Below are 13141 nucleotides of genomic sequence, written 5' to 3'. Positions count from 1 at the left end.
CGCAATTGATCACAGGCCGTGCGGGGTCGCCAATGCACCGGCCGCATGGCACGCGCGCGTCACGCCGGGACCGGCGTGGTGTTAACCGCGTGGCAGGCGACGCCGTCGATGAGTTCCGGGGTTTCCTTGCGACAGAGATCGAATGCCAGCGGGCAGCGCGGGTTGAAGGCGCAGCCGGGCGGCGGATCGATCGGATTCGGGATCTCGCCCTTCACCGGAATGCGCTGGCGGCCGCTCATCGCGAGATCGGGCACGGCGCCCAACAGCATCTTGGTGTAGGGCATGCGGGGGTGCGCGAACAGTTCGCGCCCCTCCGCGATCTCGACGATGCGGCCGAGATACATCACGCCGACACGGCTCGCCATGTGGCGGACGACGGCCAGATTGTGGCTGATGAACATGTAGGTCAGGCCGAACTTGTCCTGGAGGTCGCGCATCAGGTTCAGGATCTGCGCCTGCACCGAGACGTCGAGCGCCGAGGTCGGCTCGTCGCAGACGATGAATTCGGCATCGGAGGCAAGCGCCCGCGCGATCGCGATGCGCTGGCGCTGGCCGCCGGAAAACTCGTGCGGATATTTGAGCCGGTCGTCGGGATGCAGGCCGACGAGGCTGAGCAGCTCGCCGACGCGGGCCTGGATGTCGCGCTCGCCCTGGATCAGGTCGAAGGCGCGGATCGGCTCGGCGATGATGGCGTCGACCCGGAAGCGCGGGTTCAGGCTCGCATACGGGTCCTGGAAGATCATCTGGATGCGGCGGCGCAGCTTTCGCCGTGCTGGCGCCTGCCGCGGATCGGTCATGGAGACGCCGTCGATCAAGACGCTGCCGGAGCTCGGCGGCAGCAGGCCGACAACCATCCGCGCCACCGTGGTCTTACCCGAGCCGGATTCGCCGACCAGCGCAAAGGTCTCGCCTTTCCTGATATCGAAGGTGACGCTGTCGACCGCCTTGAGATACTCGAGATGCCCCCCTTCGAGCACGCGGTTGAGCCAGGGTTTCGAGACGTCGAAGACGCGGCGGAGGTTCCTGACCTGGACGAAGGGCCCATTCATGCCGCGCTCTCCGTCGGCACGCTGTCATAGAGATGGCACGCGACCGATTGCGCGCCCCGTGGCAGCGGCTCAGGTCGCTCGACGCGGCAGCGATCGAAGGCGAACGCGCAGCGCGGGTTGAAGGAGCAGCCGCGCGGGATCGCGGAGAGACGCGGCATTGATCCGGGAATCTGCACCAGGCGCTTGTCGTCGCCCCCGAGCGTCGGGATCGCGCCCATCAAGCCCTTGGCGTAGGGGTGCAACGGGTTTTTCACGACGTCCTGCACTGGGCCAATTTCGGCGATACGGCCGGCATACATCACGGCGACGCGGTCGGAGGTTTCCGCAATCACGCCCATGTCGTGTGTCACCAGCATCACCGCGGTGCCGTGGTCGCGCCCGAGCCGCTTGATCAGCGAGATGATCTGCGCCTGCACGGAGACGTCGAGCGCGGTGGTCGGCTCGTCCGCGATGATCAGCTCCGGCTCCGCGCAGATCGCGAGCGCAATCACCACGCGCTGGCGCATGCCGCCGGAGAACTCGTGCGGATAGCCGTCGATGCGCTTCTCCGGCGCTGGGATTCCGACCTCGGCGAGCAGGTCGATGGCACGCCGGCGCGCAGCCTGCTCCGAAAGATCGAGGTGGGTGCGGATCGTCTCCACGATCTGTTCGCCGATCCGGTACAGCGGATTGAGCGAGGTAAGGGGATCCTGAAAGATCATGCCGATGCGCTTGCCGCGGACGCGGCGCATGTCCTCCGGCGGTAGATTGTCGATGCGCAGGCCGGACAGGCGGATCTCGCCGCCCGCGATGCGGCCGGGCGGATCGATCAGGCCGATCACCGAGAGCCCGGTCACGGATTTGCCGGCGCCGGACTCGCCGACCACGCCCAGCACTTCGCCCTTGGCGATGTCGAAGGAGACGCCGTCGATGGCGCGCAGGGTGCCGCGGCGGGAGGCAAACTCCACCTGAAGATCGCGGACGGAGAGGACGGGTTCGGTCATGAGCGAAGCGTATTCATCTGAGTTTCGGGTTGAGCGCGTCGCGCAGCCAGTCACCGAGCAGGTTGATGGAGAGGATCAGCGCGGCAAGCGCGAGGCCAGGGAACGCGACGATCCACCATTCGCCCGCAAACAGATAGTTGTTGCCGATGCGGATGAGCGTGCCGAGTGACGGCATTGTCTCTGGCATGCCCGAGCCGAGGAAGGACAGCGTCGCCTCGGTGATGATGGCAAGCGCGAGATTGATGGTGGCGATGACCAGGATCGGCCCCATCGTGTTCGGCAGCACGTGCCGCAGCATGATCACCGGCGCAGGCAGGCCGATCAGTTGCGCGGCGGCGACATAGTCCTTGTTCTTCTCGACCATCACCGAGCCGCGCACCGTGCGGGCATATTGAACCCAAAAACTCAGGCCGATCGCGAGCACTAGCACGCCCAGCATGCTCATCTCGTCGAGCCTGTTCCCCAGCACCGATTTGGCGATACCGTTGATCAGGAGCGCGATCAGGATCGCCGGGAAGGAGAGCTGTACGTCGGCGATGCGCATGATCAAGCCGTCGATGGCACCGCCGAAATAGCCGGCCGTCAGCCCGAGCAGGATGCCGAGCGCGCCCGAGAAGAACACGCCCAGCACGCCGACGACGAGCGAGATGCGCAGGCCGTAGAGGATCGCGGAGAGCACGTCGCGGCCCTGCTCATCGGTGCCGAGCAGGAACGGGCTCTGGCCATCGGCGGTCCACAGCGGCGAGATGCGCGAGTTCATTAGCTGAAGCTGGGCCGGATCGAACGGATTTTGCACGGCAAACAGTGATGCGAAGATCGCGAGCAGGAAGAACAGCAGCGTCACACCGGCAGCGATCATGGTGATCCTGGAGCGGCGGAACGAGTAGAACAGGTCGCTGTCGAGCGCGCGTTTGAACCAGCCAGCGGCGGAGCGCGAGCCGCGATCTTCGACCTTGTGCGGGACGATCGCTTCGCTCATTTTAGTGTGCCCGGCTGACCGTCGAGCGCAGACGCGGGTCGACGATGGTGTAGAGGATATCAACCACGAGATTGATGGTGACGAAGATCAGGGACACCATCATCAGATAGGCGGCCATGATCGGGATATCGACATTCTGCACGGCCTGCACGAACAACAGTCCCATTCCCGGCCACTGGAACACGGTCTCGGTGATGATGGCAAAGGCAATGACCGAGCCAAATTGCAGGCCGGCGACGGTGATGACCGGAACCAGCGTGTTCCGCAGCGCGTGACCGAAATGGATGGCTCGGGTGGTTAATCCGCGGGCGCGGGCGAAGCGGATGTAGTCGGTGCGCATCACTTCCAGCATCTCGGCGCGCACCAGCCGCATGATCAGCGTCATCTGGAACAGGCCAAGCGTGATCGAGGGCATGATCAACGCCCTCAGTCCTGAGAGTGTCAGAAGACCCGTCGTCCACCAGCCGATATGCACGACCTCGCCGCGTCCGAACGAGGGCAACCAGCCGAGCGTCACCGAGAACAGGTAGATCAGGAGAATGCCGATTAGGAAGGTCGGCAGCGAGATGCCGATCAGCGAGATCGCCTGGAACGCATGAGCAAGCCAGGTGTCGCGGCGGAGCGCCGAATAGACTCCCATCAGGATGCCGCAGACCATCGCGAGAATGGTGGCGCAGACCGCCAGTTCCAGCGTCGCCGGCATCCGCTCCGACAGGAGCTGCGATACGGGCAGCCGGAACTGATAGGAGACGCCGAATTTGAACTCGGCGGCGTTGGCCACATAGCGGCCGAACTGCACGATCACGGGATCATCGAGGCCGAGCGACTTGCGGATCGCGGCACGTTCGGCGCCCGAGGTGTCCATCGACACCATCTGGTTCACGGGATCGCCGGCGAAGCGGAACATCGAGAACGAGATGATCCCGACGGCGATCATGACGCCGATAGCCTGGATTGCCCTGCGAAGGGTGAAAGCGAGCATCTGGTCCTTTCACGTCTCTTCAGACGTGCGCATCATTTGCGTGAGGTGCGAATGGCAAGTCCCGGAAGCCGAGGCTTCCGGGACTTCACAACTCGTCGGCACCTATTCTTCCTGCTTGGTGGCCCAGTACAGCAGGACCTGGTTGTCCGCGCGCTGAACCAGTTTCACCTTCTTGGACACGCCCCATGCCAGCGCCTGCTGATGTAGCGGGATGTAGGCCCAGTCCTTGTTGCCGATCTCGAAGGCCTGCTTGATCAGCAGATTGCGCTTGGTCATGTCGGGCTCAACCAGAATCTTGTCCGTGAGCTCGTCGAGCTGCTTGTTGCAGTAGCCGCCGAGATTGGCTTCGCCACGGTTGGGATCCTTCGGATCGTCACGACAGCCCATGATGTCGTGCAGCACGTTCTGGGAATCCATCGTGGCGGGCGTCCAGCCCAGGAGGAAGAACGAAGTCTTGTAGCCGCCGGGCTTCAGCACCTTGGCGAAATACTGCGCCTTGGGCTGCGCCAGCAGGTTCACTTTGACGCCGATGCGGGCGAGCATGCCGACGACGGCCTGGCAGATCGCGGCGTCGTTGACGTAGCGATCGTTCGGACAGTCCATCGTGACCTCGAAACCATCGGGATAGCCTGCCTCCGTCAGCAGCTTCTTGGCGCCCTCGAGATCGAATTTCGGCCGCGTGAATTCCTTCGACAGCGGGTAGAGCTCCGGTGCGATCATCAGGGCTGACGGGGTGGAGAGCCCGCGCATGACGCGATTCTTGATCAACTCGACGTCGATCGCCTTGTAAAAAGCCTCGCGTACGCGGATGTCCTTGAACGGATTCTTGCCCTTGATGTTCGAATACAGGAGCTCGTCGCGCGACTGGTCCATGCCGATGAAGATCGTGCGCAGTTCCGGTCCGGACAGCACCGTCGCGTTGGGACTTGCATTGACGCGCTGGATATCCTGGATCGGAACCGGCTCGATCACGTCGACCTCGCCCGACAGAAGCGCCGCCACGCGCGTGGCGTCCGATGCGATCGGGGTAAACACGATCTCCTTGAGGTTATGTTCCGGCTTCTTCCAGTAGTTCGGATTGGCCTTGAACACGGTCTTCACGCCGGGCTGGTGGCTCTCGATCATGAAGGGGCCGGTGCCGTTGGCGTGCAGCGAGGCATAGCTCGGGGTCGTGGCTGCGGCCGGCGTCGGTGCCACCGCGTTGTTCGCCTCCGCCCATTTTTTGTCCATGATGTACCAGACGTCCCATTGCCCTATGAGGATGGGATTGGGCGAACTGAGGATGAAATCGACGGTGTAATCGTCGACCTTGACGACCTTGGCATCGGCCGGCAGGCGGTTCAGCAGGTTGGAGCCCTGCGCGCGGACGCGTTCGGCGGAGAACACCACGTCGTCGGCGGTGAAGGGATCGCCGTTGTGGAATTTAACGCCCTTGCGCAAATGGAAGCGCCAGCGGGTCGGCTCGGGCGTTTCCCAGCTTTCGGCCAGAGCCGGAATGATTTTCAGGTCCTTGTCGCGTTCGACCAGGCCCTCATAGACGTGACCGAGGTGGGCATGGGTGGTGCTTTCGTTCAGCGTGTAGGGATCCAGTGACTTGAGCTCGCCCTGATTGGCGTAACGCAGCGTCTGGCTCGACGCCGGCGTGAGCGTCAACGCAAGCATACCGGCAAGCGTCGCCGCGAACAGACTACGACCTATTGACATCCCTGACCCTCTCCAATGCCGCACCGGTGTTTTTTGATTGTTCGGCGGGCTTATTGATCCATGTTGCCCAGAGTTGCTGAACCGTGCAAGCGTCATTCCAGCAAGGAACGCGCCAAGTTGCGCCGCTGTGCAGCAATGCTGACCAACAATTGCAGGACGGGCTGCAGGTGATGTTCGACTTTCGGCCCGTGAAGTCCCAGAATGGCGGACGGAAGCGGCCCCGGCCGGCCGTTGGGCCGCCTGCGGTGGTCTGCGCCAGATGCGCCCGGCCCACCACTCCTGGCGGCGCGATTTGATTGATCATGTCCGCCGATTGTCGAAACCGGCGGTCTGCCGCTTGCGTCAGGTCGCTTGCGTCGCACACCAGGTCGCGGCGATACTGTGCAGGCCGCTCGAATCCGTTCTTAGGAGGGGATATGAAAGTTAATATAGAAATCGACTGCACCCCCCTCGAAGCCCGCCAGTTCTTCGGATTGCCCGACGTTGCGCCGATGCAGACGGCGGTGATGGACAAATTGCAGCAGCAGGTGCTGAGCAACATCGAGAAGGTCTCGCCGGAATCGCTGATCCAGAGCTGGTTCACCTTCGATCCGAAGCTGGCCGAGCAGTTTCAGAACATGTTCGTGACGATGGCCGGTCTCGGCGGCACCCGCGGCAATGACAAGAAGAAATAATGCCGTTTGAGCGGGACGGGGCCCTGGCGTCAGGCCGGCTTCGTCCGCCGGGCCTCGGACTGCTGTTTGCCGAAGCACGCAGCCTGTTCGAATTCAACGCCAGCGTCCTGCTGTCGCCCATCCTGATGCGTGCGCCGAGGGGTGGCGGCCATCCGGTACTGGCGCTGCCGGGCTTTCTCGCCAGCGACCTGTCGATGGCGCCGATGCGGCGCTATCTGAGCGAGCTGGGCTACGATACGCATGCCTGGCGGATGGGCCGCAATCTCGGAGGCCTGGCGCGAATGCGGGAGGCGTTGCGCGGCCGCCTCGCGGAGATCCACGCCGCGACGGGTCGCAAGGTCAGTCTGGTCGGATGGAGTCTCGGCGGCGTCTATGCGCGCGACCTTGCGCTGCAGGCGCCCGACATGGTCCGCTATGTGGTTACGCTCGGAAGCCCCTTTGCCAATGACGTACGGGCAACCAATGCCACGCGGCTGTACGAATCGCTGTCCGGCGAGCGCGTCGAGGATTTTGCCGAGCTGCGTGCGGCGATCGCCGGCGATCTGCCGGTGCCGGCCAGCTCGATCTATTCGCGCGCCGACGGCGTCGTGAACTGGCGGACCTGCCTGCTCCGTCCCTCCGAACGTGCCGAAAACATCGAGGTCTTTCTTGCGAGCCACATCGGGCTCGGGGTGAACCCGGCCGCCCTGTGGGCCGTGGCGGACCGTCTAGCGCAGCCGGAAGGGGAATTCTGGCCATTTGACCGGGAGGGGCCGTTTGCCATTGCATATGCCCCGCCGGAACAGGCAGTATCCGCCTGACGAGAAGCGCCAACCAAGGTGCCCGTCGAATTTGCGGGAGGGAATGATGGCCGACGGGAAGAAGCTGTCGTCATTGGATGCGTCGTTTCTCTATCTGGAAACGCCGGAAATGCCGATGCACGTCGGCAGCATGGCGATCTTTCGCCTGCCCGACGACTACAAGGGCGACTTCTTCGAAGCCTTCAAGGCGATGATCGTCTCGCGCCTGCACATCGCGCCGATCCTCAAAGCGCGGCTGGAAAAGGCGCCGCTCGACATCGATCATCCCACCTGGGTTGAGGACGATCAGTTCGACATCGACCGCCACATCTTCCGCGCCAGCCTGCCGGAGCCGCGCGACCGCGCCACGCTCGAGCGCATCGTCGGCTGGATGCATGCAAAACTGCTGAACCGCGCCCGTCCGCTCTGGGAGTTCTACGTGTTCGAGGGCATGAAGGACAACGAGGTCGGGCTCTATTCCAAGATGCATCACGCCGCCATCGACGGCGGTGCCGGCGCGGCGCTGACCAACATGATCTACGACATCTCGCCGATCCCGCGGAAGGTCGATCCGCCGACGGGAGGCGCAAAGCCCGGACCGGAGCCGCGCGACATTGCGGCGAACCTGCTCGATTCCTATCAGCAGCTCTTCAGCCAGCCGCTCGACGCTTCGCAGGCCGCCAAGAATCTGCAACTGCCGCGCACCGGCAAGAGTGACATCGGCTCGATCCTGTTCGACAATGCGATGTACCAGATCGAGAGCGCGGTGCGTTTCGCCGGCAACATCCCGACCGTGCTCAAGAGCGTGTCCGACGTGCTCGGCAAGATCGCCGATCCGAAATCGCGCGAGAGCCTCGCCAGCATGGTGTCGCCGCCGACCATGCTCAACAAATCGATCTCGTCCGAGCGCAGCTTCGCCGGTGTGTCGATTTCGCTGTCACGGGCCAAGGCGCTCGCCAAGCAGGCCGGCGGCAAGCTCAACGACGTGGTGCTGGCGCTCGCCTCCGGCGTGGTCTGCCGCTACCTGCAGCAGTACGGCACGCTGCCTGCGAAATCGATGACGGCGGCGGTGCCGATTTCGTTGCGCGAGGAAGGCAACACCGAGGCCAACAACCAGGTGTTCGGCATGATCTGCTCGATCGCCACCAACATCGACGATCCCAAGGCGCGGCTGGAGGCGATCATCGCGCAATCGACCAAGGCCAAGGAGATGTCGCATCCGCTGCGCGCCTTGATGCCGCAGGTCTCCAACATCTCGATGCTGGGCGCCCCGATCATGGTGCAGATCCTGGCGCTGCTCTACAGCCGCTCGAACCTCTCGGACGTGCTGCCGCCGGCCGCCAACATCACCGTATCCAACGTGCCGGGACCGCGGCAGACGCTCTACGCCGCCGGTGCCGAGCTCTTGCACATATTCCCGGTGTCAATCTCGACGCATGGACAGGCGCTCAATATTACCGTGCAGAGCTATCGCGACCAGCTCGATTTCGGCTTCATCGTCGGGGCCAACATCATTCCGCACGTGCAGGTGATGTGCGACATGCTGCCGGAGGAGTTTGCCGCGCTGGAGGCGGCCTATGCGCCGCCGGCAACCGACGTCAAAGGCGCCGCCGAATAGGAAGCTTGCAATGATCGAAATGCCGCCGCTCGAGTTCGTGCAGACGAACGGAATCCGTGTGGGCTATTACGACGCGGGCCCGAAGAGCGACAAACCGCCGATGGTGCTCTGTCATGGCTGGCCCGAGCTTGCCTTCTCCTGGCGCCACCAGATCAAGGCGCTGAGCGGAGCCGGTATCCGGGTTATCGCGCCGGACCAGCGCGGTTATGGCGCGACCGACCGGCCCGAGCCGGTCGAGGCCTATGACATCGAACATCTGACCGGCGATCTGGTCGGGCTGCTTGATCATCTGAAGATCGACAAGGCGATCTTCGTCGGCCACGACTGGGGTGGGTTCGTCGTCTGGCAGATGCCGCTGCGGCACATCGACCGCGTCGCGGGCGTGGTGGGGATCAACACACCCCATACCAACCGGGCTTGGGCCGATCCGATCGAGCTGCTGCGTGCGCGCTTCGGCGACAAAATGTACATCGTGCAGTTCCAGGATCCGGCGCGCGAGCCTGACGGGATATTCGGCAGTCGCGTCGAGCAGACCTTCGACGCTTTCATGCGCAAGCCGGTGCCACGCCCGGCCGACGCGCCGGCAGAGGAAGTGATTGCCGGTGTCGGCGCTTCGCCGCGGCTTAATCTGGCGTTTCCGCAGATGATCGCCGGCTATGACGCCAAGCACGATCCGCGGACGCCGATCCTGTCGCCGGAGGAGAAGCAGGTGTTCGTCGACGCCTTCACCAGGACCGGCTTCACCGGTGGTATCAACTGGTACCGCAACATGTCGCGCAACTGGGTGCGCTCCGAAGGCCTCGATCACACCGTTCGGGTGCCGTCGCTGATGATCATGGCCGAGAACGATGCGGTGCTGCCGCCGTCCTCCGCCGACGGCATGGAAAAGCTGATTCCGGATCTGGAGAAATATCTCGTGCGCGACAGCGGCCATTGGACGCAGCAGGAGAAGCCGGAAGAGGTCAGCGCCAAGCTGATCGAATGGCGTAGAAGGCGGTTTGGCTAAACTCGTCATTGCGAGCGAAGCGACGCAATCCAGGAATCTCTCCGCGCGCGGCAGCCTGGATTGCTTCGTCGCGAGAGCTCCTCGCAATGACGGGGTACTGATCGAGGCAGGGGGATACGCACGTCAATGCCATCCAAGAACCGTCTGGACCCGATTCCGCATCCGCCGACCAAGCCGGTGGTCGGCAACATGCTGTCGCTGGACTCGGCCGCGCCGGTGCAGCACCTGACGCGGCTGGCCAAGGAGCTCGGCCCGATCTTCTGGCTCGACATGATGGGCTCGCCGATCGTCGTCGTCTCGGGCCATGAACTTGTCGACGAGCTCTCCGACGAGAAGCGGTTCGACAAGACGGTGCGCGGAGCGCTGCGCCGCGTACGCGCTGTCGGCGGCGACGGCCTGTTCACGGCCGACACCAACGAGCCGAACTGGAGCAAGGCGCACAACATCCTGCTCCAGCCCTTCGGCAACCGCGCCATGCAGTCCTATCATCCGAGCATGGTCGACATCGCCGAGCAGCTCGTGAAGAAGTGGGAGCGGCTCAACGCCGACGACGAGATCGACGTCGTTCACGACATGACCGCGCTGACGCTGGACACGATCGGGCTGTGCGGCTTCGACTACCGCTTCAATTCGTTCTACCGGCGCGACTACCATCCCTTCGTCGAGTCGCTGGTGCGCTCGCTCGAAACCATCATGATGACCCGCGGCCTGCCGTTCGAGCAGCTCTGGATGCAGAAGCGGCGCAAGACGCTGGCCGAAGACGTCGCCTTCATGAACAAGATGGTCGACGAGATCATCGCCGAACGGCGCAAGAGCACCGAGGCCATCGACGACAAGAAAGACATGCTCGCGGCGATGATGACCGGCGTTGACCGCTCGACCGGCGAGCAGCTCGACGACGTCAATATCCGCTACCAGATCAACACCTTTCTGATCGCGGGCCATGAGACCACCAGCGGCCTTTTGTCCTACACGATCTACGCGCTGCTCAAGCACCCCGAGATACTGAAGAAGGCCTATGACGAGGTCGATCGCATCTTCGGTCCGGACGTCGATGCCAAGCCGACCTATCAACAGGTGACGCAGCTCGCCTACATCACGCAGATCCTCAAAGAGGCGCTGCGGCTGTGGCCGCCCGCGCCCGCCTACGGCATTTCGCCGTTGAAGGACGAGACCATCGGTGGCGGCAAGTACAGGCTCAAGAAAAGCACCTTCACCACCATTCTCGTGACGGCCCTGCATCGCGATCCCAGCGTTTGGGGGCCCAATCCCGATGCGTTCGACCCGGAGAATTTCAGCCGCGAGGCGGAGGCCAAGCGACCGATCAATGCCTGGAAGCCGTTCGGCAATGGCCAGCGCGCCTGCATCGGCCGCGGCTTTGCCATGCACGAGGCCGCGCTCGCGCTCGGCATGATCCTGCAGCGCTTTCGCCTGATCGACCATCAGCGCTACCAGATGCATCTGAAGGAGACGCTGACGATCAAGCCGGAAGGCTTCAAGATCAAGGTTCGCCCGCGTGCCGATCGCGAGCGCGGGGCCTATGCCGGTCCGGTGACGGCGACCTCGGGCGCCGATACGGCCGCGCCGCGCGCCACGACGCGCCCCGGGCACAACACGCCACTGCTCGTACTGTACGGTTCAAATCTCGGCACCGCCGAGGAGCTGGCTATGCGCGTCGCCGATCTTGCCGAGGTCAACGGCTTTGCCACCAAGCTCGCGCCGCTCGACGATCATGCCGGCAAGCTGCCGGAAGAGGGCGGCGTCTTGATCTTCTGCGCCTCATACAACGGCGCGCCGCCCGATAATGCCACCCAGTTCGTCAAATGGCTGCACGGCGACGTGTTGAAGGATGAGCTGTCCAGAGTGCGCTATGCGGTGTTCGGCTGCGGCAACAGCGATTGGGCGGCGACCTATCAATCCGTGCCGCGCTTCATCGATGAGCAGCTTGCGGCCCGCGGCGCGCGCAGCGTCTATGCCCGCGGCGAGGGTGATGCGCGCAGCGATCTCGACGGCCAGTTCGAAAAATGGTTCGCGGCCGCCGCACCCGCAGCGATGAAAGAATGGGGGCTTACCCAAAGCTTCAGCCGCAGCGCCGACGACGAGCCGCTTTACAAGGTCGAGCCGGTCGCGCCCGGTGCGGTGAATGCGGTCGCAGCGCTTGGCGGCACGGTGGCGATGAAGGTGCTGGTCAACGACGAGCTCCAGAACAGGAGCGGCCCCAATCCGTCGGAGCGTTCAACAAGGCATATAGAGGTCCAGTTGCCGCAAGGCGCGAGTTACCGCGTCGGCGACCATCTCAGCGTGGTGCCGCGCAACGACCCCGCGCTGGTCGATGCCGTCGCGCGCCGTTTTGGCTTCTTGCCTGCTGACCAGGTCAGGTTGCAGGTCGCCGAGGGACGCCGCGCGCAACTGCCGGTCGGCGAGAGTGTCTCGATCGGCCAGCTCCTCACCGATTTTGTCGAGCTCCAGCAAGTGGCAACGCGCAAGCAGATCCAGATCATGTCGGAGCACACGCGCTGCCCGGTCACCAAGCCGAAGCTGCTGGCCTTCGTCGGCGACGATGCGGAAGCGGGCGAGCGCTATCGCGACGAGATCCTGGTCAAGCGCAAATCGGTGTTCGACCTGTTGATCGAACATCCGGCCTGCGAACTGCCGTTCCATGCCTATCTCGAGATGCTGTCGCTGCTCGCGCCGCGCTATTATTCGATCTCGTCTTCGCCGTCGGTCGATCCCATGCGATGCAGCGTCACCGTAGGCGTGGTCGGCGGGCCTGCCGCGTCGGGGCGCGGGATCTACAAGGGCATCTGCTCGAACTATCTCAGCGACCGCCGCGCGGGCGATATGATCTATGCAACCGTGCGCGAGACCAAGGCCGGTTTCCGACTGCCGGACGATGCATCGGTGCCCATCATCATGATCGGTCCGGGCACGGGACTGGCGCCGTTCCGCGGCTTCCTTCAGGAGCGCGCCGCGCGCAAGGCGAAGGACGCCGCCCTTGGACCGGCGATGCTGTTCTTCGGCTGCCGCCATCCCGACCAGGACTATCTCTACAGGGACGAATTGAAGGTGCTGGAGGCGAGTGGTATCACCGAGCTCTTCACCGCGTTCTCGCGCGCAGATGGTCCGAAGACCTATGTGCAGCACCTGCTCGCGAGCCAGAAGGACAGGGTCTGGACGCTGATCGAGCAGGGCGCGATCATCTATGTCTGCGGTGACGGCGGCAAGATGGAGCCGGAGGTGAAGGCTGCGCTCGTCGCCATCTATCGCGAGAAGAGCGGCGGCGATGCGGCCGCAGGCGCGCGCTGGATCGAGGAGTTGGGTGCAAAGGACCGCTACGTGCTCGATGTCTGGGCGGGCCGATAACCCG

The 13141-nt window shown here is 63.8% G+C and carries 10 protein-coding genes; 5 read left to right on the top strand and 5 right to left on the bottom strand.

Annotation, left to right across the window (positions count from 1 at the left end; genetic code table 11):
• Nucleotides 1–59: 59 nt before the first annotated feature.
• The 5 genes from MTR72_RS04055 to MTR72_RS04035 all read right to left on the bottom strand — a co-directional run bounded on the left by MTR72_RS04055 (nt 60) and on the right by MTR72_RS04035 (nt 5697).
• On the bottom strand, nt 60–1049 hold the full coding sequence (locus tag MTR72_RS04055) for an ABC transporter ATP-binding protein (protein ID WP_280965145.1): 990 nt from the start codon (nt 1047–1049) through the stop codon (nt 60–62).
• Nucleotides 1046–2032 carry an ABC transporter ATP-binding protein gene (locus tag MTR72_RS04050; protein WP_280965144.1) on the bottom strand — a complete coding sequence of 329 codons (987 nt, stop codon included), beginning with the start codon at nt 2030–2032 and terminating at the stop codon, nt 1046–1048. Before MTR72_RS04050 ends, MTR72_RS04055 begins: the two co-directional genes overlap by 4 nt.
• A 13-nt stretch (nt 2033–2045) precedes the next feature.
• Entirely contained in the window at nt 2046–3011 is a 966-nt protein-coding gene (locus MTR72_RS04045; RefSeq protein ID WP_280965143.1) for an ABC transporter permease, read from the bottom strand.
• Between the two features lies 1 nt (nt 3012).
• Nucleotides 3013–3993, bottom strand: a complete 981-nt coding sequence (locus MTR72_RS04040; RefSeq protein ID WP_280965142.1) for an ABC transporter permease — start codon at nt 3991–3993, stop codon at nt 3013–3015.
• Between the two features lie 102 nt (nt 3994–4095).
• Entirely contained in the window at nt 4096–5697 is a 1602-nt protein-coding gene (locus tag MTR72_RS04035) for an ABC transporter substrate-binding protein (RefSeq protein ID WP_280965141.1), read from the bottom strand.
• Between the two features lie 416 nt (nt 5698–6113).
• On the opposite strand from MTR72_RS04035, the gene MTR72_RS04030 reads away from it, so the two are divergent.
• From MTR72_RS04030 to MTR72_RS04010, 5 genes are all read left to right on the top strand, one after another.
• On the top strand, nt 6114–6371 hold the full coding sequence (locus MTR72_RS04030) for a DUF6489 family protein (RefSeq protein WP_280965140.1): 258 nt from the start codon (nt 6114–6116) through the stop codon (nt 6369–6371).
• On the top strand, nt 6371–7171 hold the full coding sequence (locus tag MTR72_RS04025; RefSeq protein ID WP_280965139.1) for an esterase/lipase family protein: 801 nt from the start codon (nt 6371–6373) through the stop codon (nt 7169–7171). Before MTR72_RS04030 ends, MTR72_RS04025 begins: the two co-directional genes overlap by 1 nt.
• Before the next feature lie 46 nt (nt 7172–7217).
• Nucleotides 7218–8768 (top strand): wax ester/triacylglycerol synthase family O-acyltransferase, encoded by a 1551-nt coding sequence (locus MTR72_RS04020; protein WP_341510115.1) that lies wholly within the window; start codon nt 7218–7220, stop codon nt 8766–8768.
• A gap of 10 nt (nt 8769–8778) precedes the next feature.
• Entirely contained in the window at nt 8779–9774 is a 996-nt protein-coding gene (locus MTR72_RS04015; RefSeq protein ID WP_280965137.1) for an alpha/beta fold hydrolase, read from the top strand.
• 126 nt (nt 9775–9900) lie between these two features.
• Nucleotides 9901–13137, top strand: coding sequence for a bifunctional cytochrome P450/NADPH--P450 reductase (locus tag MTR72_RS04010; protein ID WP_280965136.1), 3237 nt, complete (start codon nt 9901–9903; stop codon nt 13135–13137).
• The last annotated feature ends 4 nt before the right edge of the window (nt 13138–13141 follow it).

Origin of the sequence: Bradyrhizobium sp. ISRA442, from assembly GCF_038085055.1 — a bacterium.
In the GTDB taxonomy this organism is placed as follows: Bacteria; Pseudomonadota; Alphaproteobacteria; order Rhizobiales; family Xanthobacteraceae; genus Bradyrhizobium.
Note: the sequence above shows the minus strand (reverse complement) of the source record. Positions and strands in the feature narration are given on the sequence as shown.

Coding starts and splice junctions, on each gene's coding strand:
- MTR72_RS04055 (WP_280965145.1), bottom strand. CDS start 1,049: ATGAATGGGCCCTTCGTCCAGGTCAGGAACCTCCGCCGCGTCTTCGAC.
- MTR72_RS04050 (WP_280965144.1), bottom strand. CDS start 2,032: ATGACCGAACCCGTCCTCTCCGTCCGCGATCTTCAGGTGGAGTTTGCC.
- MTR72_RS04045 (WP_280965143.1), bottom strand. CDS start 3,011: ATGAGCGAAGCGATCGTCCCGCACAAGGTCGAAGATCGCGGCTCGCGC.
- MTR72_RS04040 (WP_280965142.1), bottom strand. CDS start 3,993: ATGCTCGCTTTCACCCTTCGCAGGGCAATCCAGGCTATCGGCGTCATG.
- MTR72_RS04035 (WP_280965141.1), bottom strand. CDS start 5,697: ATGTCAATAGGTCGTAGTCTGTTCGCGGCGACGCTTGCCGGTATGCTT.
- MTR72_RS04030 (WP_280965140.1), top strand. CDS start 6,114: ATGAAAGTTAATATAGAAATCGACTGCACCCCCCTCGAAGCCCGCCAG.
- MTR72_RS04025 (WP_280965139.1), top strand. CDS start 6,371: ATGCCGTTTGAGCGGGACGGGGCCCTGGCGTCAGGCCGGCTTCGTCCG.
- MTR72_RS04020 (WP_341510115.1), top strand. CDS start 7,218: ATGGCCGACGGGAAGAAGCTGTCGTCATTGGATGCGTCGTTTCTCTAT.
- MTR72_RS04015 (WP_280965137.1), top strand. CDS start 8,779: ATGATCGAAATGCCGCCGCTCGAGTTCGTGCAGACGAACGGAATCCGT.
- MTR72_RS04010 (WP_280965136.1), top strand. CDS start 9,901: ATGCCATCCAAGAACCGTCTGGACCCGATTCCGCATCCGCCGACCAAG.